This is a genomic window from Thermaerobacter sp. FW80 (assembly GCF_004634385.1).
GTDB classification, from domain to species: Bacteria; Bacillota; Sulfobacillia; order Thermaerobacterales; family Thermaerobacteraceae; genus Thermaerobacter; species Thermaerobacter composti.
In genome coordinates this window covers 2,128,703-2,152,037 of the sequence record NZ_CP037895.1, presented here as the reverse complement: position 1 = coordinate 2,152,037, position 23,335 = coordinate 2,128,703, and the positions used below count along the sequence as shown (strand labels likewise).

Genomic DNA, 23,335 nt, shown 5'->3' with positions numbered 1-23,335 from the left:
TCCCGGGCGGAGCCCGCCGACCGCCGACGCGCCTCACCACCGCGGCCGTGACGGCCCCTCGGGGGCCGGCGGCGCCAGCAGCCGATGGAGGGCGACGGGCTCGAGGCCGCGGGCGGCCAGGGCGTCCAGCACGCGGGGCAGGGCCCGCGGCGTCTGCCGGGCGAAGTCGCTGGCCTGGAGGAGCAGGACGTCGCCGGGCTGCGCCGCCTGGGCGCGATAGACCACGTAGTCCACGCCGGGATTCATCCAATCCTGGAGGTCCAGGGTCCACAGCACCGCGCGCAGCGGCCCGCCGGCGGCAGAGCCCGGCCCGGCGCCGCCGTCCGGCGCGCCGGCGCCGGCACCGCCGGTCCGGTCCCGTTCCCCCGCCCATAGGCCCACCAGGGCCGGCCGGACGAACCGGACGGGCCTCCCCGTCAGACGGGCCAGCGCCGCCGCCGCGCGCTCCCACCGCCCCGCCTCCGCGGACCGCCCGGCATCCGCCGCGCCGCCCGTCGGGCCCCGGGGCTCCGAGGCCCGGCGCAGGGTCCCGGCCGGTGGCTCGCGCAGGCCGACCTCGTGGCCCTCGTCGATCATCCGCCGCACCAGCTCGCGGTGCCCCTGGGCCCACGGAAGGGTGACGAAGAAGGTGGCGGGCACGCGGCGCCAGGCCAGCACGTCCAGCACCTGGACCACCACCGCGTCGCCCTCCAGCACGTCGAAGGTCAGGGCGACCCCTCTGCCGCCCGGCGCCCCGGCGCCCGGGCCCGGCGCCGGGGCGCCGCTGGTCGGCCGAACCGGATCGCCGCTGGCGCGGGCCGCCGGCGCCACCGGCTCGCCCCGCTGCCACGGCAGGGCGGCCCGGCCCAGCGCCAGCACCGCCGCCAGGCCCACCAAGGCGACCAGCCAGACCCGCGCCGACCGGCCCAGGGTGACGAACACCCTCTCCCCTCCCCGCGCCCGCCCGCCCCGCAAGGCCGCCGACCCCGTCCCCGTCCCCCGCCGACCGACCGCGCAACCAAGGACGGAGGCCCGCAGCCCGACCCCCTCACCAGGGCAGCGCGCGCCGCCACCAGGGCGCCAGGGGGACTGCCGCGGCCGCCACCAGGGGCTGGGATGCCAGGGTCACCCCATCCAGCTCCAGGCGCGCGGTGCCCACCCGCTGACCCGCCGCGACCGGCGCCGCCACCGCCCGTGCCACCTCCACCACCCGGCGGACCCGGGGCGCCACCGCGGGCGGCACCAGCGCACCGAGATCCCCCGCCAACTGGGCCTCGACGGCGGCGACGATGCCGTCGCGCACCGGCACCCGGCCCAGGACCTCGCCCTGCCGACCGCCCGCCACCGGTGCGAAGGCGCGGAAGCCCCACTCCAGCAGGCGCTGGCTGTCGGCCCAGCGGTCGCCGGAGTCCAGCACGACGGCGATCAGGCGGCGCCCGTCCCGCTCCCCGGAGCTGACCAGGCACGGTCCCGCCGGGCCGGTCGTGCCGGTCTTCACGCCGCGAACCCACTCGTGGTACCAGAGGAGGCGGTTGGTGGAGCTCAGGACCCGCACCCAGTCCCCGTCCCCCCGGCAGAGGACCTTCTCCGGCTGGCAGACCAGGCGCGCGAAGTACTGGTTGGCCAGGGCGTAGCGGGTCATCGCCGCCAGGTCGTAGGCCGTGCTGTAGTGGCCGGGGTCGTGCAGCCCGTGGGGGTTGGTGAAGTGGGTGTCCCGCAGGCCCAGGCGCAGGACCGTCTCGTTCATCAGGCGCGCGAAGGCGGCCTCGCTGCCGGCGATGTGCTCGGCGATGGCGACGGCGGCGTCATTGCCCGACTCCAGCATCAGCCCCCACAGCAACTCGCGCAGCGTGTAGCGCTCCCCGGGCTCGAGGTCCATGGTGGACCCCTCGGTCGCCGCCGCATGGGCGCTGACCGTCACCACGTCGTCCAGGCTGCCGTACTCCAGGGCGACGATGGCCGTCAGGATCTTGGTGGTGCTGGCCGGCGGCCGGCGCTGGTGGGCGTTGTGGGCGTAGAGCACCCGGCCGCTGGCGGCGTCCACCACGATGGCGGCCGCCGCATCCGGGGCCGGCGGCGGCTCCACCCGGTGGCGCCAGAGCGGCGCCACGCCCTCGGGCACGCGCTCCGGGGCGATGAAGGCCGCGGCGGCGGATCCCTCGAGTGCGCCCGCACCCACGGCAGGGCGCCAGGCCCCGGTTCCCGGCCGCGCGGGATCGGACGAACCGGCGCCCCCGGGTTCCGCTGCCGCCGATCCCGGCGCGCCCTGCCGGGTGGGTACGGCGGCACCCCGTCCCAAGCCCGCCGGCAGCCCGGCCGCCCCGGGCCCGCCGCCACCGGCCGCGGGCCCGGTTGGCGGGGCCAAGGCCGGTTCCACGGGGGCGACGGCCGGGTGACCCGGCCACAGGGTCGCGGCCCCGGCACCCCGCGGCGGGGCGGCGGATGCACCGCCCAGCAGGACCGCGGTCAGCAGCAGGACGGCCAACCCCTGCCGCAGCGTGCGCCGCCGAGGGCTCCACCCTGACGGGTCGCGATGCCCGTCGCGGATCGCGGCGTGCCGCACCACGGGGCGGTCCCTCCCCCGCCAGCCTCCGCCCCATGGGTATGGCGGATCGCCGCGCCGTAGACCGGCGCAGGGCGCAGCGCGCACCCTCGACCGGCACGCGCACGCGGACGCGGCCGGGGTCGCCGCCCCCGGCGGACTGGCGGTCCGGCGTCCCCCGGGCCGCCGCGACCGCCGTGAAGCCCCGCCGGCTCGCGGCCCGAGCCGCCGGACTGCGGCCCGGGCCCGCCTCAGGACGCCCCGGCTGCGGCGCCGGGCTCGAGGTGCAGGTTGAGCGGCGATTCCTCCGGGGGAACCTCCAGGTCCGCCGTCTCCACCCGCAGGGCCAGACCGCGCGGATAGCCGACGCGGATGTCCAACCCCTGGCCCAGCTCGACCTGCTGCCGGTCGCCGCGCTGCATCAGCCGCTCGAAGACCACCCGTCCCTCCGCATCGCGCACCCGCACCCAGACGCGGTCGGTCGCCTCCAGGGTCACGGTCAGGGGCGAGCCGTCGGCACCCGCCGCCGGGCCCGCGGAGACGCCGGCGATGGTGTAGTAGACGTCGTCGCCCTCCCGACGCACCGTCACCTGGGGCACCCGGGGCTCCTCGGCCGGCGACCCCGGCGCCGCCCCGCCCTCCCCGGCGGTCTCGCCCCCGCCCTCGCCACCCGGGACGGCGGGCTGGGTGCCCGGTGCCGACCCCGCCGGGCCGGAGCCGGCCGGCGGTCGCCCCGCCTCAGGCGCCGACGGCGCCCCGGCGATGTAGAGGCCCGCGCCGACCAGCAGCAGGAGACCGAGCAGCGCCATCCCCCAGCGCGCCCAGGGACCGACGCGCCGTCGGGTCGTGCCACCGAACGCCTCGGCCCCGCGCCGCCATCGCCGGCCCGAGCGCGGCAGCGGCCCGACCAGGGGCGGCGGCGTCCAGGGCTCCGGCACCTGCGGCCCCCTCTCCGGTGGCGGCACCCGGCCCGCCGGGGCCCCGCCGCCCGCGTCCGTCGCCACCCGCCCCTCGCCCGCCGCGCGGCGCGACGGGGCAGCGTCCGCTCCATCGCGGTCCTCGTCGTCCCCGGTGGACGGGACCGCCGCCCCCTCGCCGGCGGGGGCGGCACCCGCCCCGTCGGCCGCGGCGCCGGCCGCGGACTGCGCCCGCTTCCACCGGCTGTACGCCTGGGCCAGCTCCATGCCGTCGAGCCCCACCAGCTTGGCGTACGCCCGGATGAAGCCGCGGGTGTACACCTCCGGGGGCAGCTGGGCGTCGTCACCCCGCTCCAGGGCCTCCAGGTACTTGCGCCGGATCTTCGTCGCCACCTGGACGTCGTGCAGGGTCAGTCCCTTGCGCTCCCGGGCCTCCCGCAAACGCCGCCCGATCTCCTCCAGGGTCACCCCATCACCCCCGTGCCCGCGCCTGCCATCCCCCCGCGCGGCGGCCGTCGCGCCCCGCGCCCCCCACCCCCGGCTCCGGTCACCCGGACCCTGCCCGCGGTGCCCCCATCCCGTGGTCCGGCGGCCGCCCGCCGTCGCCCCGAGCCCCGCCCGGCCGCCCGGGAGCCGGCCGCCGCCCGCCGCCGGCCGGACGACGCCCGGCCCGGGCGCGTCGTCAGGGGTAGAGCCGGTTCAGCAGCCGCGGGAAGGGGATCGCCTCGCGCACGTGTTCGAGCCCGCAGATCCAGGCCACGGTGCGCTCGATCCCCAGGCCGAACCCCGCATGGGGCACCGATCCGTAGCGGCGCAGGTCGATGTACCAGGCCAACGCCTCCCGGCTCAGGCCGTGTTCGTCGATCCGTCGCAAGAGGAGGTCGAGGTCGCTGATGCGCTGGCTGCCGCCGATGATCTCCCCATAGCCATCGGGCGCCAGCAGGTCGGCGCACAGGGCCACCTCGGGCCGGTCGGGGTCCGGTTCCATGTAGAAGGCCTTGACCCGCGTCGGGAACCGCTCGACGAAGACCGGTCGCCCGAAGTGCCGGCTCAGCGCCGTCTCGTGAGGGGCGCCGAAGTCCTCGCCCCAGGGCAGGGTCAGGCCGTGTTCGTCCAGGATGCGCAGGGCCTCGTCGTAGGTGATGCGCGCGAAGGGCCCCTCGACCTGCCGCCGCAGGTGCTCGGGATCGCGCCCCAGCGTCTCCAGCTCGCGGGGACAGCGCTCCAACACCTCGAGCACCAGCCGGCGCACCAGCCGCTCCTGCAGGGCCACGTTGTCCTCGTGGGTGAAGAAGGCGGCCTCGGGCTCCAGCATCCAGAACTCCAGGAGATGGCGCCGCGTCTTGGACGGCTCGGCGCGGAAGGTGGGCCCGAGACAGTAGACCTTCCCCAGCGCCATGCACGCGGCCTCCATGTACAGCTGGCCGCTCTGGGAGAGATAGGCCTTCTCCCCGAAGTAGTCGGTCTCGAACAGGTTCGTCGTGCCCTCCGGGGCCGACGGCGTCAGGATCGGCGCGTCGACCCGGACGAACCCCTCCTGGGCCAGGATCTCGGCGGCCAGCGCCATGACCGCCGCCCGCACCCGCAGGATGGCGTTCTGGCGCGGCGTGCGGATCCACAGGTGGCGGTGATCCATCAGGAAGTCCACGCCGTGCTCCTTGAGCTTGATCGGGTAGTCCTCGGCCACGTGGACCGGCTCGAGGTCGGTGACCTCGATCTCGTAGCCGCCCGGGGCGCGCCGGTCCGCCCGCACCCGCCCGCGCACCCGGCAGGACGACTCCTGGGTCAGCCGTTCGAACACCGCCAGGCCCTGGTCGCCCACCCGATCGCGGCTGAGGACGCACTGGATGACGCCCGTGCCGTCGCGCAGCAGCAGGAAGGCGATGCGCCCGCTGGACCGGCGGTTGTAGACCCAGCCGGCCAGTTCCACCGCCTCGCCCTCGTGCCGGCCGACCTCGGCCACCGTCACCGTCACGTCGATCCCTCCAACCCTTGCCCATCCTGCCGTCGAGCCCGGGCGCCGCGCCGCCCCGCGCCGATCCCCGACGCCTCAGGCGAACAGGTCGCGGAAGAGCAGCCGCACGCTGTCCCAGAACACGCGGAAGAGCCCGCCCCGCGGGACGGCCTCCGCCGTCACCAGCGGCACCGTGCGCAGCACCCGGCCGCGGGCGTCCTCGATGGTCAGGGTCCCGACCCGCGCCCCCTGCGCCAGCGGCGCCACCAGCGGGTCGCGAAGCTCGACCCGGGTGCGCACCTCGCCGGCCTCGGTCTTCGGCACCGTCACCACCGGCGACGCCGCCGGCTCCACGGTGACCCGAGGGCGGGCCCCCTTGTACACCGGCACCACCTGGCGGCCCCCCTCGCCGAAGGCGACGCGGGTGTTGGTGAACTGCTGGAAGCCGTAGTCCAGCAGCCGCTGGGCCTCGCGGACCCGCAGCGCGTCGCTGGCCGCACCCAGCACGACGGCGACCAGCCGGCGCTCGCCCTCCTTGGCGGTGGCGACCACGTGGAAGCCCGCCGCGGCGAGGTGCCCCGTCTTCAGCCCGTCGACCCGCCGATCGCGGAAGAGCAGGCGGTTGTAGTTGGGCTGCGGCGCGAAGTCCTTCCACGTGAAGGTCTTCTGGCTGGTGTACTCGAGGATCTCGGGGTGCGCCGCGAGCACGTGCAGGGCCAGTCGGGCCATGTCCCGCGCGGTGACGTGCTGCTCCCCGCCCGGCAGGCCGTGGCTGTTGCTGAAGCGCGACGCCTGCAGGCCGATCTCCGCGGCGTGCCGGTTCATCATCGCGACGAAGGCCTGCTCGCTGCCGGCCACCGCCTCCGCCAGCACCAGGGAGGCGTCGTTGCCCGAGGCCACCGCGACGCCGCGGATCAGGTCCTCGATGCGGACCCGCTCCCCCACCCGCAGGAACATGGCCGAGGGCCCGCCGATGCCCGCCTGCACCGAGAGCCGCCACGCCGCCTCGCTGACCGTCACCTCCTGGTCCAGGGCGATCTTGCCCTGCTCCAGGGCGTGGAAGACCAGGTCGAGGGTCATGATCTTCGCCAGGCTGGCCGGCGGCACGCGCCGGTCGGGGTCCTGGGCGTAGAGCTCCTGGCCGGTGACGGCGTCGACCAGCAGGGCCGACCGCGCCTGGATCCGGAGATCGGCCGGGGCCGCGGCGGCGGCGGCCGGCGCCCCCTCCTGCGCCGCCGCCTGCGGCCCTGCCGGCCCCCCGGCCAGCAACACCGTCAGCACGAGGACGAGTCCCAGCACCGCCAGGAGACCCTGCCGCCTCGCCCGCCGGCGCCGCGCCGCGGCGCCGGCCCGCCGCCGATGCGGGTGCCCGCCGTCGAACCCCATGGGAATCCCCTCGCCTCCTTCGCCAAGCTAACCCCCCTGGGGCCCTGCGGCCTCCCGCGCCCGCACCGCCCGCACCAGGTCGCTGCGCTTGCCCGCCTTGAGGACGAAGCCGGGCAGCTCCCGTCCGATCAGCTCCTGGGCCAGACGAGCCGCCGCCAGCAATCGATCCAGGTCGACCCCCGTGGCGATCCCCATCTCCTCGAGCATGTGCACCAGGTCCTCGGTGGCCACGTTGCCCGTGGCCCCCGGCGCGTAGGGACACCCCCCCAGCCCGCCCACCGCCCCGTCGTAGACGGTGACGCCCGCCTGCAATCCCGCCACCACGTTGGCCAGGGCCGCCCCGCGGGTGTTGTGGAAGTGCAGCCCCAGCTCCAGGTCCGGAAAGCGCCCGCGCAGGCGGGTGCACAGGCGGTACACCTGGGCGGGGTTCGCCATGCCGGTGGTGTCGCCCAGGTAGACGGCCACCGCCCCCAGGTCGCGGTAGGCCGCCACGATGCGCTCCACCCGTTCCTCCGGCACGTCCCCCTCGTACGGGCAGCCGAAGGCCGTGACCACGTAGCCCGTGAGCCGGACGCCGGCCGCCGCCACCCGCTCGGCCACCGGGACGAACCCGGCGAGGGACTCGGCGATGCTGCGCCGCACGTTGTGCCGGTTATGGGTCTCGCTGGCCGAGACGAACAGGGTGACCTCGTCGACCCCGCAGGCCAGGGCGCGCTCGGCGCCCCGCAGATTGGGGACCAGGGCGCTGTACACCACGCCGGGTCGCCGTCGGATGCGGGCCATCACCGCCTCGGCGTCCGCCAGCTGGGGGATCGCCCCCGGGTGGACGAAGGAGGTCACCTCGATGCGCCGGAACCCCGCCTCCGTCAGCGCGTCGATCAGGCGCACCTTCGCGTCGGTGGACAGCACGCGCTCCTCGGCCTGGAGCCCGTCGCGGGGCCCGACCTCGCGCACCGTCACCCGCTCCGGCCATCGCACCGCCCATCCCCTCCCCCTGGACCCGTCCGCTCGTCGCCGTGCGGGAGCCGTCCGCCCCAGGCGCCCGCGAAGGGGCCACGGCGAAGGCGGCCATCGCCCCGGCGACCCCGGGCGGGGCGCCCGGTCCCCACCCCATCGGTCCCGCGGCCGGCACCCGCGGTCCGGCGGGCGCCATCGGAGCCCGGCGGGGCAGCCCCGCCACGCCGCCTCAGCACCCCAGCTCGCGGGCGATCACCAGGCGCTGGATCTCCGAGGTCCCCTCGCCGATCTCCATCAGCTTGGCGTCCCGCAGGTACCGCTCCACCGGGTAGTCGCGCACGTACCCCGCCCCGCCGTGGATCTGGATGGCCTCGAGGGCCGCCCGCACCGCCAGCTCCGACGCGAACAGCTTCGCCATCGCCGCCTCCCGGCGGTACGGCCGGCCCCGATCCCGCAGCCAGGCCGCCCGGTAGACCAGCCAGCGCGCCGCCTCCAGCTCCGTCGCCATGTCGGCCAGCTTGAACTGGATCGCCTGGAACTTGCTGATGGGCTGCCCGAACTGGCGACGGTAGCGGGCGTATTCCAGCGCCGCGTCGAGGCACGCCTGGGCGATGCCCACCGACAGGGCGCCGATGCCGATGCGGCCGCCGTCCAGGGTGCGCAGGAACTGCTCGTGGCCCTTGCCCCGCTCCCCCACCAGGTGGTCCAGCGGCACGCGGCAGCCGTCGAAGACCAGCTCGGCGGTGTCCGAGGCGTGAAGCCCCATCTTCTCGTACCGGCGTGCGACCCGCCAACCCGGCGCCCCCCGGGGGACCAGGATGTTGCTGATCCCCTCCCGGCCGCGATCCGGGTCGGTCACCGCCGCGACCACCACGTAGTCGGCGCGGCTGCCGTTGGTGATGAACGCCTTGGTGCCGTGGAGCACCCACGCGCCGTCGTCCTCCACCGCCCGGGTGCGGATGGCGGCGGTGTTGGAGCCGGCCTCCGGCTCCGTCAGGCCGAAGGCGGCCACGTACTCCCCCCGCAGGGCCGGGGCCAGCCAGCGCCGCTTCTGCTCCTCGCTGCCGAACAGGTACAGCGGGGTGCAACCCAGGGACACGTGGGCCGCCACCGTCAGGGCCGTGGCGGCGCAGCCGCGGGCGATCTCCTCGATGGCGATGGCGAAGGCGACCGTGTCGCCGCCCGATCCACCGACCTCCTCGGGGAAGGGCAGGCCCAGCACGCCCAGCTCGCCCAGCTCCCGGAACTGGTCGGCGGGGAAGGCCCCCGTGCGATCGCGCTCCGCCGCGCCCGGCGCCACCCGGCGCGCCACGTAGTCCCGGACCATCTCCCGCACCAGGCGCTGCTGCTCCGACAGCTCGAAGTCCAACGGCGCCACCCCCGTGCGCATCCGCAACGCGCCGAGCGGGCCCCCGAGGGCCCGCCGCCGCGCGTGAACCCATAGCTAGTTTCGGAAGCGGCCGGAGGTGTCCTGCCGATGCCGCGCCGGTCGCGGCACCCGTCGGCACTGGCGCCGGGGCGCGGGGCGCCGCGCGGACTGGCGTCCGCGTCAGCGGCCGGCGCCGCCCCGGCGCGGGCCGTAGGCCCGCTCGATGACGTTCCAGAAGGCGTCGTCCTCGTAGCCCAGGCGCCAGATGGCGATGCCGCCCAGGCTGTACTTGCGGACCATGTCCAGGCGCTGCTGGAGGACCCGTTCGTCCAGGTACCAGATCTCCCGCGGCTGTCCGTCCTCGCCGGTGTAGGTGAAGTGCGGGTTCTGGCTCGCGCGATCCCACCGGGGCCGGATGCCGTGGCGGTCGAGGATGCGCTTGACCTGCCAGAGGGGGACGGGCGTCGAGTGGGCCTCGTTGCCCGGCCCCGCCCCGGCGGGCCAGTCGTAGCCGTAGGCGCCCACGCCCAGCAGGATCTTCCCGCCCGGGATCCCCGCGTCCAACATCTCCTTGAGGTTGGCCTCGACCCAGCCCGCCGGCGACACCGGGCCGGGCTGGCTGCCCAGGTAGTGGCGGTCGTAGGCCATGAGGATCACCTGGTCGGCGTGCTGGGCGAAGACCCGCCAGTTGTGCCCCCCGTGGACCGACGGGTCCACGTCCACCTTGGGGAACGCCGCGATGTCCAGCCGCTTGTCGGTGGGCAGCGCCCGGTCCAGTTCCCGGATGAAGGCGGACATCAGGGGCTCCGCCTCCGGCGGCAGCAGCTCGAAGTCGATGTTGACGCCGTCGTAACCGCGCTGGCGCACCTCGGCCACGATGGCCTGCACCGCCCGGGACCGGGCGGCGGGATCCACGAGGAACCCGGCCTCGTTGCCGCCGCTCTGCAGCAGGTTGAAGAGCGGGATCATGCGGATGCCGTGCTGGCGGGCGAAGTCGATGACCTCCTGGCGGATCTCCTGGGGCCACAGGCTGCCGTCGGAGCGGATCGAGTACCAGAAGGGGCTGATGCTGTCCAGGAGATCCGGCCGCTTCCGGACCGAGGGGAAGGAGTCGCCGAAGATTGGCGACCACCCGTTCTCGAAGAAGCCCAGGACCTCCGGCCGCGTCAGCCCGGCCGGCTTGCGCAGGGGCGGCTGCCCCTGGGGCGATCCCCCGCCGGGCAGCGTCGCGAGGATCAGCAGGAGGATGCCCACGGCCACGGCGCCCACCTGCCAGCGCCGGTCCGTGCGCAGCCGCTGGGCGATGCCGCGCCAGCCGCCCAGCGCCTGCCACCCCTGGCCGGCGCCGGCGGCCGTGCGGCGCCACCAGCCCTGGAGCACCCGTCCGACCCCGGCTCCGGCCGCCGGCGGCCGGCGGCCGCCGGGTGCGGCGCCGGCCGGCTCCGCCTCGCCGCCGGTACGCCGCGGATCCGCGGCACCGTCCGCCTCCCGCCGCGGATCCGTGGGACCGGCCGCCTCCCGCCGCGGATCCGCGGGACCGGCCGCCTGCGGCGGCCCGGCTCCCCGGCCCGGGCCGTCGGGGCCGTCCATCGCACCGCCCCTCGGAGGCCGCGGGTGGGCTCCCGGATCCGCATCCGCGCCCGCCCCGGGCCGGGCGCCCGCGCCGCCCGGCCTGGCGCCGGGCGGTCCGCCGGTTCGTCCCTCGCGATCGCCAGGTCCTTCCGTGCTCACGCCATCGCCTCCCCATCCAGGATCGGTCCCCGCCCGGCGAAGCCTCCGCCGGCCCGCGGCCGGAGCCTGGCACCCGCCCCTCGGGCGTCAGCCGGTGATCCGCCCGCCGGGCGTCAGCGGGTGTGGCGCTCGGCGTAGGGCACCGGCACGAACTGCACCGAGGGCCGGCGCCCGTCGGGCTGGGGATAGAGCTCCATCAGCCGGTAGACCAGGTCGGGCAGCTCGCAGCGCACCTCCAGCCCCAGGGCGCGCAGCTCGTCGCACCCGATGGGGAAGTCGTGGGTCCAGCGCCCCTCCGTCAGCGCCTCGGCGATGCGGCGCGCGTCCTCCTCGGGCAGGCGGTCCTGGAGCAGGCGGTACACCGTCTGGCGGACCTGGGCGATGGCCTTCTGCGCCACGTCGCCCAGCACCAGCGTCCGATCGTCCACCTTCTCGGGGCCCTTCTGCCGGATGGCGGCCAGGATGCTGGCCGCGGGGTAGCCGCCCAGCTGGGGGTCCACCGGGCCCACCACGGCGTTCTCGTCCATCCAGATCTCGTCGGCCGCCAAGGCGATCAGCGTGCCGCCGCTCATGGCGTAGTGGGGCACCATCACGGTGACGCGGCCGCGATGGCGGCGGATCGCCTCGGCGATCTGCTCCGCCGCCAGGACCAGGCCCCCCGGCGTGTGGACGATCAGGTCGATGGGCATGTTGGGCGGCGTGTAGCGGATGGCGCGCAGCACCTGCTCGGAGTCGTCCACGGTGATGTACCGCGTGAGGGGGATGCCGAGGAAGCTCAGGGACTCCTGGCGGTGGATCAGGGTGATCACCCGCGAGCCCCGCTCCCGCTCCAGCTGCCGGATCACCTGCAGCCGCCGGTCGGTCACCCGCCGCTGGCGGAGCAGGGGCAACACCGTCCAGAGGACGAGCACGATCCAGAACAGGTTGCTGAGCAGCGCACCCCACGTGGCGCCCAAGGGCGTCACCGGCCGGCCGCCTCCGGCCCGCCGCCCGTAGTGTGCGCGCGAGCCCCCGCTTCTAACGGCCGATCCGCCGCCGGAGGGCCGAGCCGTCCCCGGGCGGTCGAGCCGCCCGCAGCCCCCGGTCACCGTCCGGGCCCGAGGCCCATAGGATGGCGTGGCAAGGGCCGCGGCCGCCCGGGACGGCGGCCCGGACGGTGGAGGAGGATGCCCCATGAGCCTGCCCGAGCCCTGGCACCATGCGGTCTCCCCGCCCCTCCCGGGGCGACCGCCCAAGCCCCGGCAGCGGGGCCTGACCATGATCCTGGACAAGGGCCTCGGCCCCGCCGCCACCGCCGACCTGCTGGCGGTGGCCGCCCCCTGCATCGACTACTGGAAGCTGGCCTTCGGGACCCCGGCCTGCTACCCTCCGGCGGTACTCCAGGAGAAGGTGCGGCGGATCCGGGACGCGGGGATCGCCGTCTACCCCGGCGGCACCTTCCTCGAGGTCGCGCTGGCCCAGGGCCGGTTCGCCGCCTTCGTCGCGGCCGCGCGGGCGGTCGGCTTCACCCACCTGGAGGTCTCCGACGGCACCGTCGACATGCCGCCGGCGGTGCGGCGCGCGGTGATCCGCGCCCTGCTGGCCGAGGGATTCGGCGTCGTCAGCGAGGTCGGCAAGAAGCACCCCGCCGACCGCGTCTCCACCCTGCGCCTGCACCAGCAGGTGCTGGACGACCTCGAAGCCGGGGTCGAGAAGGTGGTGGTCGAGGCGCGGGAATCCGGCAAGGGCATCGTGATCTACGACGAACACGGCCGGATCGACGAGGAGGAGCTGGAGGCCCTGGTGCGGGGGCTGCCCGACCCCTACGTGCTGATCTTCGAGGCGCCCCACGTCCACCAGCAGCAGGATCTGATCCTGCGCTTCGGCCCCGCGGTCAACCTGGGCAACGTCCAGCCCGCCGACGTGCTGGCCCTGGAGGCCCTGCGGCACGGCCTGCGCGGCGACACCCTGCGCGCGGCCCTGCTCGGTCGGCCCGACCTGCGGACCGTGCGCTTCCCCCAGGGGTGAGCGCGATGGCCCAGGGGCCGCTTCCTCGGGACGAACGCGGCCCGGCGGCCCAGGGGCACCCGCCCCCGCCGACGGTGGCGACGGGTCGGCCGCCTGCCGAGCCCCGGCGCCCGGTGGTCCTGGTGGCCGAGTTCTGCCCACCCGAGGGGCTGCGCACCCTCGAAGCGGGGGGCTGCCGGGTCGTCTACGCGCCCGACGGGCCGCGGGAGCCCGGCCGGCTGCGGCGGCTGGTGCGCTCGGCCGACGCGCTGCTGGTCCGCAACCAGGTGCGGGTGGACGAGGAGCTCTTGGCCGGGGCGCCGCGCCTCAAGGTGGTGGGACGGCTCGGCACCGGCCTGGACAACGTGGACGGCGCGGCGGCGGCGCGGCGGGGGGTGGCGGTGGTCTACGCACCGGGGGCCAACGCCCGCGCCGTGGCCGAGTTCGTCCTCGCCCAGATGCTGGCCCTGGCCCGCCGGCTGCCGGAGGCGGCCGCCATGGGCGCCTCCGGCACCTGGCTGCGCCCGGCGCTGGTGGGGGAGGAGCTGGCCCACCGCACCGTGGGCATCCTGGGGCTGGGTCGCATCGGGCAGGCCCTGGTGCCGCTCCTGCGCCCGCTGGTGGCGGCGGTCGCCACCCACCACCCGCGGCGCGGTCCCGAGGACCCCGGATGGCGGCGCCTGGGCGTGCGGTGGATGCCGCTGGACGACCTGCTGGCCTGGGCCGACTACCTGGTGGTGCTGCTGCCCCTGCGGCCGGAGACCCGCGGGCTGCTGGACGCCGCGCGCCTGCGCCGGCTCAAGCGGGGCGCGCGGCTGGTGGTGACGGGGCGCGGCGGCGTGGTGGACGAGGCGGCCCTGGCCGGGCTGCTGCGTGAGGGCCACCTGGCCGGCGCCGCCCTGGACGTGCGGGCGCTGGAGCCGCCGGGCCCGTGCGATCCCTTGCGCGGGCTGCCCGGGGTGGTCCTGACGCCCCACGTCGCCGGCCTGACGGTGGAAGCCCAGACGCGCGTCGCGACCCAGGTGGCCGCCGACGTGCTGCGGGTCCTGCGCGGCCAGCCGCCGCGGCATGCGGCCGTCCTGCCCGGCCCGCCGGGCCCGGCCCCCTCCCCCGGCGCGTCGGCGGACCGGGGCCGTGGCCCCACCGCGGCCGACGCCGCGGCGCCGGCCGCCACGCCGGGCACCTTGCCGCCCCGTCCGCCCTCCCGCTAGAATGGGGGCGAACCTCGCAGACGGGAGGCCGACCATGGTCGCCGTGCTCTCCTTCCTGAGCAACTGGGTCCTACCCTGGGTCTTCGTGTTCTTCGTGGGCTACTGGCTGTGGAGCGTCACGCGACCGCCCAAGCGGGCGTGGTAGGAGCCCCGGCGCGCCCTGGAGGCGGTGCCCCGCCTGGGGCCGGGGGCTGGCTGGCAGGCGGGGGGCCGGAATGGGGCCCGGCGCGCCGGGTCCCGGCGCCCCGGTGCCCTGCGCGCCCTGTCGCGCGGCCCCGCCGTCCTGGGGTCGGGGGACGAGGGCGTCCCCCGACCCCAGGGCGCCGTCGGCGACCCCGCGGCGCCGGGCGGGCAAGGTCCAGGGCCGCGGGGACCTCAGCCGCCGTCCGGCACGTTGCCGGGATGGCCCTCCTGCACGTCGCTCGCGTCCCCTTCGGGGTCCTGGTTCTCACTCTCCCGCTGGCGGTTGCGGTCCGGCGTCATGTCCATGCCCGTGCGACCCGTCTCGCGCAGGAGCATGCGCCAGTAGGGCGCGTCCTCGTACCCCAGCCGCCAGATGGCCACGCCGTAGAGGTCGTGGCGCCGGGCGAGGCGCACCTTCCGCGCCACCGACACCTCGTCCTCGTACCAGACGGTGTGACGGACGCCGCGTTCGTCCACGTAGGTGAAGTGGGGGATGCCGTCGTCGTCCCGCTGCACCCGGATGTCGTGCCGGCGCGCCAGCGTCCGCACCTCCCGCAGGGAGACCGGCACCGCCCGCTCGGCGCCCTCCGCCCAGTCGTAGCCGTAGGCGGGGATGCCGAGCCAGATCTTGTCGGCGGGCACGCCGTCCTCCCGCGCGGCGGCGATCACCTCCCCGACCCAGTCCAGGGGCGCCACCGGCCCCGGCCGGGTCATCTCGCCATGCCGGTCGTAGGCCATCAGGACCAGCCGCGCGTACTGCGCCAGCCCCTTGTAGCTGTAGGCGTCCTTGCTGTGCTGCGTGGCGTCCTCCTGGTGGCGGTGCGGGATCACCGAGACGGTGATGGCCTTGTCCTCCGGCAACGCCTGGCGCAGCTCGCGCACGAAGGTGGTCAGCTCCTGGCGACTCTGGGGCTTCAGCAGTTGGAAGTCGATCTGCACGCCGCCGTAGCCGTGGCGCCGCACCAGCTGGACGATGTTGTCCACGGCGCGGCGCCGCGCCGCGGCATCGGTCAGGAAGGCGTCCGTGCCCTGGTAGTTGTTGAACAGCGGCATCAGCTTGATGTTCTCGCGGGCGGCGAAGTCGCGGAGGTCGCGGTCGCTGCGGTCGACCACGGAGCCGTCGGCGCGGACGCTGTACCAGAAGGGCGACAGGTACTCGATGTGGTCCCGGTAGCGGCGCAGGGTGGCGAGGATGTCCTCGCCGCGGGCCTCCTCGGTCTCGTCGTAGAAGCCGAGGATGAAGAGCTGCCCGGGGACCTTGGCCCGCGGCGCCTGCTTGGCCGGCAGCTGGAGGTTGTCGTTGGAGCGGTCGGAGCCCGGCTTGGCCGTCGGGCCCCGGTCGCCCGCCAGGGCCGCCCAGAGGCCGGCGGCCACCACCACCGCCACCAGGACCCAGACCCACGTGCGGTTGCGCACCCTCCCTCACCTCGCTTTCCGGCCGTAGTATGGCCGCCCCGCCCGGCCGCGGGCGGCTCGCGGGGCCGGCAGGTTTGCGCAGGGTTGGGACGGTGCGCCGCGCGTTCGCAGGATGACGGGCGCCGCGCGCCCGCCGATGGACCGCCGGCAGGAGGCCGCCGGCAGGAGGCCACACGCCGCCTACGGGGCGCCGGCGCCGGGCGCCGAGGGCGGCGCCGGCGGCAGCCCGCCGTCGCCGTGGCGGCGGCGGAACTCCTCCCAGGTGATCAGCACGTCCCGCGGCTTGGCCCCCTGATGCGGGCCGATGTAGCCGCGTTCCTCCATCATGTCGATCAGCCGCCCGGCCCGGGTGTAGCCCACCCGCAGGCGCCGCTGGATCAGGGACACGGAGGCCTGCCCCGCCTCCAGCACCACCCGCACCGCCTGGGGGAACAGGTCGTCGTCCTCGGCGGCGGCCGGGCCCTCGCTGGCCTCCACCTCCGCGCGCATCACCTCGGGGTCGTAGTCGGGCCGGGCCTGGCGGCGCAGGAAGGCCAGCACCGCCTCCAGGTCCTTCTCCGAGATGTAGGCGCCCTGGACGCGCACGGGCTTGGTGGCCCCCACGGGCAGGAAGAGCATGTCGCCGCGGCCCACCAGCTTCTCCGCCCCGGCCCCGTCCAGGATCACCCGCGAGTCCGTCTGGGACGAGACGGCGAAGGCGATGCGCGAGGGGATGTTGGCCTTGATGACGCCCGTGATCACGTCCACCGACGGGCGCTGCGTCGCCACCACCAGGTGGATGCCGGCCGCCCGCGCCATCTGGGCCAGGCGCTGGATGGCGTCCTCCACCTCCACCGGGGCCACCATCATGAGATCCGCCAGCTCGTCGATGACCACCACCATGAGGGGCAGGGGCGGCTCCCCCTGCTGTAGGGCGCGCAGGTTGTAGCGGCTGACGTCCCGCACCCCGGTCTTGGCGAAGCGCTCGTAGCGCTGCTCCATCTCCCGGACCGCCCACTGCAGGGCGCCCGCCGCCTTGCGCGCGTCGGTGATCACCGGCGCGATCAGGTGGGGGATGCCGTCGTAGGCGCTGAGCTCCACCACCTTGGGGTCGATGAGCAGGAGCTTGACCTCGTCGGGCCGCGCCTTGAAGAGCAGGCTGGTGATCAGCGCGTTGATGCAGACGCTCTTGCCCGACCCCGTGGCGCCGGCGATCAGCAGATGGACCAGCTTGTCCAGCGAGGTGACCACCGGCTGGCCGGCGATGTCCTGTCCCAGGGCGACCGTCAGCTTCGAGCGGGAGCGGGCGAACTCCGGCGTCTCCAGCACGTCCCGGAGCTGCACCGCCACCACCTCCCGGTTGGGCACCTCGATGCCGACGGCTGCCTTGCCGGGGATGGGCGCCTCGATGCGGACGTCGGGCACCGCCAGGCTCAGGGCGATGTCGCTGGCCAGCGCCTGGATCTTGCTGACCTTCACCCCGCGAGCCGGCTCGACCTCGAAGCGGGTGACGGCTGGGCCCACCGCCACGTCGACGATGCGCGCCTGCACGCCAAAGCTGGCCAGGGTATCCTGCAGCGTCGCCGCCTTCTCCAGGATCTCCCGCTGGCGACGCGCGGCGGACCCCTGCCGGCCGCGGCTGAGCAGCTCCAGCGGGGGCAGCCGGTAGGTCGGCGAGGGCGCCGTCGGACCCGCCGGGGACGCCGGGGCGCCGGGCCCGTCGCTTGCTCCCCCGCGCCCTGCGGCCGCGCGGCCGCCCTGCGCGGCGCCGGATCGCCCGGACGCCCCCTCGGCGGACGAACCGGCCCGCGGCCCGAGATCAGCCCCTTCCGCGCCCGCATCCGCGGCTGGGGAGGGGGCGGCCCCGGCGGCAGGCTCCCCAGGGGGCGCCGCGCCCGCCGCCCGGGGGGTGCCGGGCCCGTGGGCGGCCCCCTGAGCGTGGAGCGAGTGGGGGCCGTGGGCCTGCATCGGGGCATGGCGCCCCTCCTCGGCCAAAGCGGTCCGGGCCGGGCTTCCCAGCGGGGCCGTCGGGGCCTCCGCCCCGGCGGCCCCGGCGGACGGCTCCTCGGCCTCGGCGGGCTCCTCCCCGGGGCTCGGGCCGTCCCGGCCGCCGTCCTGGAGGGCGCGCTCCACCAGGCGCTGGAGCCCCGGCAGCCCCAGGGCCCCGTCGCCGTCGGCCCCGGCCTCGCGCCAGAGAGCCCGCCCGTCGGGCGCGGGGCCGGGGGTGGCCGCGCCCTCCCGGGCGCGGCCACCCCACCACCGCCGCCACCAGGGCCGGCCCCTGGTGCCCGCCTCCGTCCCGCCTCGGGCCTCGCCGCTCGGGTCGGCCCCGGCGTCCGGGCCGGTTCCCCCTCGGCCGCCGCCCGCGCCCGCCGACGTCACCGGTGCGGCGGGCCCGCCGCCTGCCGCCGTGGACGCCGCCGCGGTCGACGCCGCGCTGCCGGCGGCGGGTTCGTCCGCCTCGGCGGCCAGGAACGTCTCCCCTGCCCACCGACGCAGTCGCCGGGCGGCCGCCGCCACGCCGCGGCCTCCGGCGGCGGCCATGGCGGCCAGCGGGATGCCGCTGATGAGCCGCACGGCCAGCACGGCCAGCGCCACCCACGCTACCAGCGCGCCCGTGACCCCGAAGGCGCGAGCCAGCGCCCAACCCGCCACCGTGCCCACCAGGCCGCCGCCGGTGCGAAAACAGGTGGCCGACCAGAGATCGGGGCACGGACGGGCCGCCGCCACGGCCACCAGGACCACCGCCAGCACGAGGCCGGCCTGGCGGGGGCGGGTGCGGGACGCCGGGGTGCCCAGCAGGGCCTCGACGGCGCGCACGGCCATCAGCGGCGGCAGCACCCACGCCGCCCGCCCCAGCACCCACCGCAGGCCGGCGGCCAGCTGCGTGCCGACGACCCCGCCCGCCCCGGGACCCTCGGCCAGCGCCAGCGCCGCCGCCGCGGCCGCCACCAGCAGGACGATGCCCGCCACCTCCGACCGCAGGCAGGCGGAGTCCGGCCGCGCCGGCGCCCTGCGACGCCCCACCTTGCGCCGGGCCACCGTCCGTCCCTCCTCGAAGAACTCCCATTCGGCCGGGAACGCCGATCTCCTGGGGCTCGGCCGCGAGCGAGGGCCCGGGAACCGCCGGTCCCGAGCCCCCGGACCCTGTGCCCATCGCCCTTGGCGGGACGCAGGGCCGCTCGGCCCCGCCGCCTCGAGGTCCCCCGATCGGCGCTGCGGACATGCCAACGGGCGGCGCTGTGCTCGCCGACGCGGCGCGCCCGGCTGCGGTGCGCTCCCGATCTCCGGACCCGCCGACCGCGCCGCCCAGGCCGCCGCGCCGAGCAGCGCCGAGACCGCCACCAGCCCCCCTGCGCACCGCGGCCGACGCCGCCGCCCGTGCCCCCGCGACCCCGCCTACGCGCCGCGCCATCCCTGGTAGAGCAAGAGGAGGATGGCAACCGTCCACAGGTAGTATGCAAACCATGCCAGCCGTCCCGCCACCAGCCAGCGCAGCAGCCAGTGGATGGCGGCGTAGCCCGTCACCGCCGCCGTCACGGCGCCGGCCAGCAGGGCCGCCCAACCGTCGACCGTGGCCACGGCCGCCACCTCCGGCATCTGGAGCAAGGCGGCGCCGGCGATGGCCGGCACCGACAGCAGGAAGGACAGGCGGGCGGCCTCCTCCCGCTGGAGGCCGCGCAGCAGCCCGCCTACCAGCGTGCTCCCCGAACGGGAGATGCCGGGCAAGAGGGCGAGGGCCTGGAACAGGCCGACTACCAGGGCGTCCAGCGGCGTCGCCCGCTCCAGGGGCCGACCGGAGGGCGACCGTCGGGCCGCCCACCACAGCAGGCAGCCCGTCACGATCCAGCACACCGCCACCGTGGTCGGCGCGTCGAAGGCCGCCGCGATGGCATCCTCCAGCGCGAGCCCCGCCACGGCCGCGGGGACCGTCCCGACGACCACCAGCCAGCCCAGGCGCGTGGCGGGATCCATGGCCGTCCAACCGCTCCCGTCGGTGCCCCGGGGGGAGCCCCAGAGCCCACCGCCGCTGCGGAGGAACCCGGCCGCCGCGGCCCAGAGGTCGGCACCGTAGACCGCCAGCACCGCCGCCAGGGTCCCCAGGTGGACGAACACCTCGAAGGTCAGGCCGGGCAGGCGGACGCCCAGGAGGTCCTCGGCCACCGCCAGGTGGCCGCTGCTGGAGACCGGCAGGAACTCCGTGAGGCCTTGCACCACGCCGAGCAGGATCGCCTTCCCCAGGGACAGCTCCACGCCGACTCCTCCTCACCACGGCACTTTCCCCATTGTAACGGCCGGGGGCCCCGCCGTCAGCGGGGCCCCCACCACCACAGGCGCCGTCCCGGCTGGAAGGCCGGGTCGAGGAAGTCGTCGGGATTGCCGGAGAGCAACCGCACGATGCGGCCGCCCCAGGGCGAGTCCGGCTCCACCAGGACCGTGCGGCCGTCGAGATCCACCTCCACCGGCTCCGGGCGGGGGCGGTCCCACCCTTCCAGGACCTGGTGCAGCGGGACGATGGTGTAGAGCAGCACGGCGACCCTCCTTTCCTCGTTCGGGGCCCCGTCGCGTCCGTCGCCGCGGCGGGCCTGCCCCACCGGCGGCCGCGGCGGAGCCGGAGAATGAGGGTGCCGCCGCCGACTCAGCCTACCGGGTGAGGGCGTCGTTGCCGGGGCCCGGGCCCGCGGTCCGGCCCGCTGGGGCCGCCGCGGGCCCACCCCTTGCGGCCGATGCGCGGCGCCGCGCGGTGGAGGACCCCCGGATGCCTGGGTCCCGGCCGCGGTCGCCGCCGCGGCGCCCTCAGCGGACGCCGCGGGGATCGCCGGCCGAGCCCTCCGCCGGGCCGATCGTGGACCCGCGGGGTCCGGCCGCGGGGAGGCGCCCGCCGGTGCCACCGGCGGCAACGCCCGGCGCCCCCGGCACCGGCCCTCCTCGCCCCCAGCCGGCCGGAGGCGCCGCGGGGACCGTCCCCGGCGGCACCGGATCGGGCACCCCCAGACCGGGTGCACCCCCCGCTCCCGGGGCGGGGGCCGCACCGGCCCCGAGGCCCGCCGCGGGCGGCGCGCCCGCGGTCCACGGCGCCCCCGGGCCGTCGGCCGTGGTCATCCGGTGCGCCTGGTGCTCCGCGATCAGCCGGTTCAGGCGCTGAACGGCCTGCGCCAGGCCGCCCACCTCGTCGATCAGCCCCTCGCGCACCGCGTCCTCCCCGACCAGCACGGTGCCGATGTCCCGCGCCAGCTCCCCGGTGCGGAACATCAGCTCGCGAAACCGGTCGCGGCTGATGCGGGAGTTCTCGACGACGAAGCGGATGATGCGCTCCTGCATCTTGTCCAGGTACTCGTAGCTCTGGGGCACGCCGATGACGAGGCCGGTCAGCCGGATCGGGTGGATGGTCATCGTGGCCGTCGGCGCGATGAAGCTGACGTCCGCCGCCACCGCGATGGGGACGCCGATGGAGTGGCCGCCGCCCAGGACGATGGAGACCTTGGGCTTCGACAGCGAGCGGATCAACTCGGCCAGGGCGAGGCCGGCCTCCACGTCGCCGCCCACGGTGTTGAGGATCACCAGCAGCCCCTTGATGGCGGGATTCTGCTCCACCGCCACCAGCTGGGGGATGATGTGCTCGTACTTGGTGGTCTTGTTCTGGGCGGGCAGCTGGAGGTGGCCCTCCACCTGGCCGACGATGGTGAGGACGTGGATGTCGGGGGGCGACTGGGGCACGCGGTCCGTCCCCATCTCCTTGATGTTGGCCGCCGCCTGCGCCATGGCGGGCGGGCTCGGGGCGCGCGCCCCGTCGCCCTCGGGTCGTTCCGGACGAACCGGCGCCGGCGTCGGCGTGTACGGCACGGTGGTGGGCGGCCCCGGCTGGGTCGCCCGGCTCTGCGGGTCCCGTGCGGGCAAGGGTATCCCTCCCTCCTCGCGCCTAGTATGGCCGCCCCGACGGGCGCGCCAACGCCGCGGGCCCGGCGCCGCTGCGCCGCCACCGCCGCGGCGGGCCGTCGGCGCGAGGGGGAGGGACGAGGGCGGCAGGCCTTCCGGCCTGCCGCCCGTCGCTACACCTCCAACACGATGGGCAGGATCACCGGACGTCGGCCCGTGCGCTCGTAGAGGAACTTGCCCAGGGCGTCGCGCACCGCCGCCTTGATGTTCGACCACTCGGTGATGTCCTGCTCGTCGATCCCGTTCAGCGCCTTGACCGCCCGCTCCCGGGCCTCGGCCAGCAGGTCCTCCGACTCGCGCATGTACACGAAGCCGCGGGTGATCAGGTCGGGGCCCGAGATCACCTTGCGCTGCTCGCGGTGCAGCACCATGGCGACGATCAGCACGCCGTCCTGGGCCAGCTGCCGCCGGTCGCGCAGGACCACGTTGCCGACGTCGCCGACCCCCAGGCCGTCGACCATCACCGCGCCGGCCGCCACCCGACCGCGGATGCGCGCGCTCGCGGCCGTGACCTCGAAGACCGTGCCGTTCTCGCCGATGAGGATGTTCCCATCGGGGATCCCCACGGACCGGGCCAGCTCGGCGTTGTGCAGGAGGTGCCGGTACTCGCCGTGGACCGGGATGAAGAACCGCGGCCGCGTCAGGTTGAGCATCAGCCGCAGCTCCTCCCGCGACCCGTGGCCCGAGACGTGCACACCGGCGTGGGGGCCGTAGATCACGTGGCAGCCGCGCCGGAACAGGTTGTCGATGGTGCGCTGCACCAGCTTCTCGTTGCCCGGGATCGGGTTGGCGGCGATGACCACCGTGTCCCCCTGCATCAGCTCCAGGCGGCGCAGCTCGCCCGTCGCCGCCCGGGCCAGGGCCGACAGGGGCTCGCCCTGGCTGCCGGTCATCAGCACCACGACCCGCTCGGGCGCGAGGTCGCCGATCTTGTCCGCCGGGGTCAGGACGCCGCCGCTGTCCCGCAGGTACCCCAGCTTCATCGCCACCTCGACGGCGTTCTCCATGCTGCGCCCGATGACCGCCAGGCGCCGCTTGAACTGGGCCGCCAGGTCGAACACCTGCTGCAGCCGGTGCAGGTGGCTGGCGAAGCTGGCGATCAGGATGCGCCCCCGCGCCTGGCGGAACACGTCGGCCAGCGCCTCGCCCACCTGGCGCTCCGACCCCGTCACCCCGGGCCGCTCGGCGTTGGTGCTGTCCATCATCAGCACGTGGACGCCCTCGGCGCCGTAGGCCGCCAGCCGGTGGTAGTCCGCCGCCCGCCCGTCGATGGGCGTCTGGTCGAACTTGAAGTCGCCGGTGTGGATGAACAGGCCCACCGGCGTGCGGATGGCGAACCCGACGGAGTCCGGGATGCTGTGGTTGACCAGGAACGGCTCCACCGTGAAGGCGCCGGCCTTGACCCGCTCCCCGGGGCGGATGGCCCGCGACCGGGGCGGCAGCGCTCGCTTCTCCTCCTCGAGCTTGCGCTCCACCAGGCCCAGGGTGAGGCGCGTGGCGTAGATGGGCGCCTGGACCTCCTTGAGCAGGTAGGGGATCCCGCCGATGTGGTCCTCGTGCCCGTGGGTCAGGAAGATGCCGCGAAGCTTCTGGCGTCGCTCGACGAGATAGGTGTAGTCCGGGATCACGACGTCCACGCCGGGCATGTCGTCGCCGGGGAAGGCCAGTCCCGCGTCGATGACGATCAGGTCCTGCTCCGTCTCCAAGACCAGCATGTTCTTGCCGATCTCGCCCAGGCCGCCCAGCGGCACGATCGTGACCGCGGATCCCTTACCCTGTGCCGCGATC

16 protein-coding genes and 1 pseudogene are annotated in these 23,335 nt (G+C 76.1%); 2 read left to right on the top strand and 15 right to left on the bottom strand.

What is annotated here, in order from left to right:
• Positions 1 to 33: 33 nt before the first annotated feature.
• The 9 genes from E1B22_RS08935 to E1B22_RS08895 form a co-directional block, all read right to left on the bottom strand.
• Positions 34 to 921: a polysaccharide deacetylase family protein gene (locus E1B22_RS08935; RefSeq protein WP_135225369.1), complete on the bottom strand. Its 888-nt coding sequence runs from the start codon at positions 919 to 921 to the stop codon at positions 34 to 36.
• A gap of 106 nt (positions 922 to 1,027) precedes the next feature.
• Positions 1,028 to 2,545, bottom strand: a complete 1,518-nt coding sequence (locus tag E1B22_RS08930) for a D-alanyl-D-alanine carboxypeptidase family protein (protein WP_135225368.1) — start codon at positions 2,543 to 2,545, stop codon at positions 1,028 to 1,030.
• A 227-nt stretch (positions 2,546 to 2,772) separates the two neighbouring features.
• Positions 2,773 to 3,906, bottom strand: a complete 1,134-nt coding sequence (locus E1B22_RS08925) for a helix-turn-helix domain-containing protein (RefSeq protein WP_135225367.1) — start codon at positions 3,904 to 3,906, stop codon at positions 2,773 to 2,775.
• Between the two features lie 214 nt (positions 3,907 to 4,120).
• Positions 4,121 to 5,413: an asparagine--tRNA ligase gene (asnS, locus tag E1B22_RS08920; RefSeq protein WP_135225366.1), complete on the bottom strand. Its 1,293-nt coding sequence runs from the start codon at positions 5,411 to 5,413 to the stop codon at positions 4,121 to 4,123.
• A 75-nt stretch (positions 5,414 to 5,488) separates the two neighbouring features.
• Entirely contained in the window at positions 5,489 to 6,778 is a 1,290-nt protein-coding gene (locus E1B22_RS08915; RefSeq protein WP_243123284.1) for a D-alanyl-D-alanine carboxypeptidase family protein, read from the bottom strand.
• 27 nt (positions 6,779 to 6,805) lie between these two features.
• Positions 6,806 to 7,756 carry a hydroxymethylglutaryl-CoA lyase gene (locus tag E1B22_RS08910; RefSeq protein ID WP_135225365.1) on the bottom strand — a complete coding sequence of 317 codons (951 nt, stop codon included), beginning with the start codon at positions 7,754 to 7,756 and terminating at the stop codon, positions 6,806 to 6,808.
• A 208-nt stretch (positions 7,757 to 7,964) separates the two neighbouring features.
• Complete coding sequence (locus E1B22_RS08905) at positions 7,965 to 9,104, bottom strand: acyl-CoA dehydrogenase family protein (RefSeq protein WP_135226062.1); 1,140 nt, start codon at positions 9,102 to 9,104, stop codon at positions 7,965 to 7,967.
• Positions 9,105 to 9,284: 180 nt separating this feature from the next.
• Entirely contained in the window at positions 9,285 to 10,694 is a 1,410-nt protein-coding gene (locus E1B22_RS08900) for a glycosyl hydrolase family 18 protein (protein WP_243123283.1), read from the bottom strand.
• Between the two features lie 254 nt (positions 10,695 to 10,948).
• A complete protein-coding gene (locus E1B22_RS08895; RefSeq protein WP_135226061.1) occupies positions 10,949 to 11,791 on the bottom strand; it encodes an ATP-dependent Clp protease proteolytic subunit in 843 nt (280 codons plus the stop codon).
• Positions 11,792 to 12,008: 217 nt separating this feature from the next.
• Here E1B22_RS08895 and E1B22_RS08890 point away from each other — a divergent pair, with 217 nt between their 5' ends.
• A complete protein-coding gene (locus tag E1B22_RS08890; RefSeq protein WP_135225363.1) occupies positions 12,009 to 12,842 on the top strand; it encodes a phosphosulfolactate synthase in 834 nt (277 codons plus the stop codon).
• A 5-nt stretch (positions 12,843 to 12,847) separates the two neighbouring features.
• Positions 12,848 to 14,032, top strand: a complete 1,185-nt coding sequence (locus E1B22_RS08885) for a hydroxyacid dehydrogenase (RefSeq protein ID WP_135225362.1) — start codon at positions 12,848 to 12,850, stop codon at positions 14,030 to 14,032.
• Positions 14,033 to 14,407: 375 nt separating this feature from the next.
• On the opposite strand, the gene E1B22_RS08880 is transcribed toward E1B22_RS08885, so the two are convergent.
• The 6 genes and pseudogenes from E1B22_RS08880 to E1B22_RS08855 all read right to left on the bottom strand — a co-directional run bounded on the left by E1B22_RS08880 (position 14,408) and on the right by E1B22_RS08855 (position 23,301).
• Positions 14,408 to 15,631 (bottom strand): glycosyl hydrolase family 18 protein, encoded by a 1,224-nt coding sequence (locus E1B22_RS08880; RefSeq protein WP_135225361.1) that lies wholly within the window; start codon positions 15,629 to 15,631, stop codon positions 14,408 to 14,410.
• Between the two features lie 180 nt (positions 15,632 to 15,811).
• Positions 15,812 to 18,652 (bottom strand): DNA translocase FtsK 4TM domain-containing protein, encoded by a 2,841-nt coding sequence (locus E1B22_RS08875; protein ID WP_135225360.1) that lies wholly within the window; start codon positions 18,650 to 18,652, stop codon positions 15,812 to 15,814.
• A 357-nt stretch (positions 18,653 to 19,009) separates the two neighbouring features.
• Positions 19,010 to 19,864: an undecaprenyl-diphosphate phosphatase gene (locus E1B22_RS08870; RefSeq protein WP_135225359.1), complete on the bottom strand. Its 855-nt coding sequence runs from the start codon at positions 19,862 to 19,864 to the stop codon at positions 19,010 to 19,012.
• A gap of 56 nt (positions 19,865 to 19,920) precedes the next feature.
• Complete coding sequence (locus tag E1B22_RS08865) at positions 19,921 to 20,142, bottom strand: YlzJ-like family protein (RefSeq protein ID WP_135225358.1); 222 nt, start codon at positions 20,140 to 20,142, stop codon at positions 19,921 to 19,923.
• A 580-nt stretch (positions 20,143 to 20,722) separates the two neighbouring features.
• Positions 20,723 to 21,373: pseudogene (locus E1B22_RS13405) on the bottom strand (ClpP family protease); the annotation flags it as partial.
• Between the two features lie 287 nt (positions 21,374 to 21,660).
• Complete coding sequence (locus tag E1B22_RS08855; RefSeq protein ID WP_135226060.1) at positions 21,661 to 23,301, bottom strand: ribonuclease J; 1,641 nt, start codon at positions 23,299 to 23,301, stop codon at positions 21,661 to 21,663.
• Positions 23,302 to 23,335 lie beyond the last annotated feature (34 nt).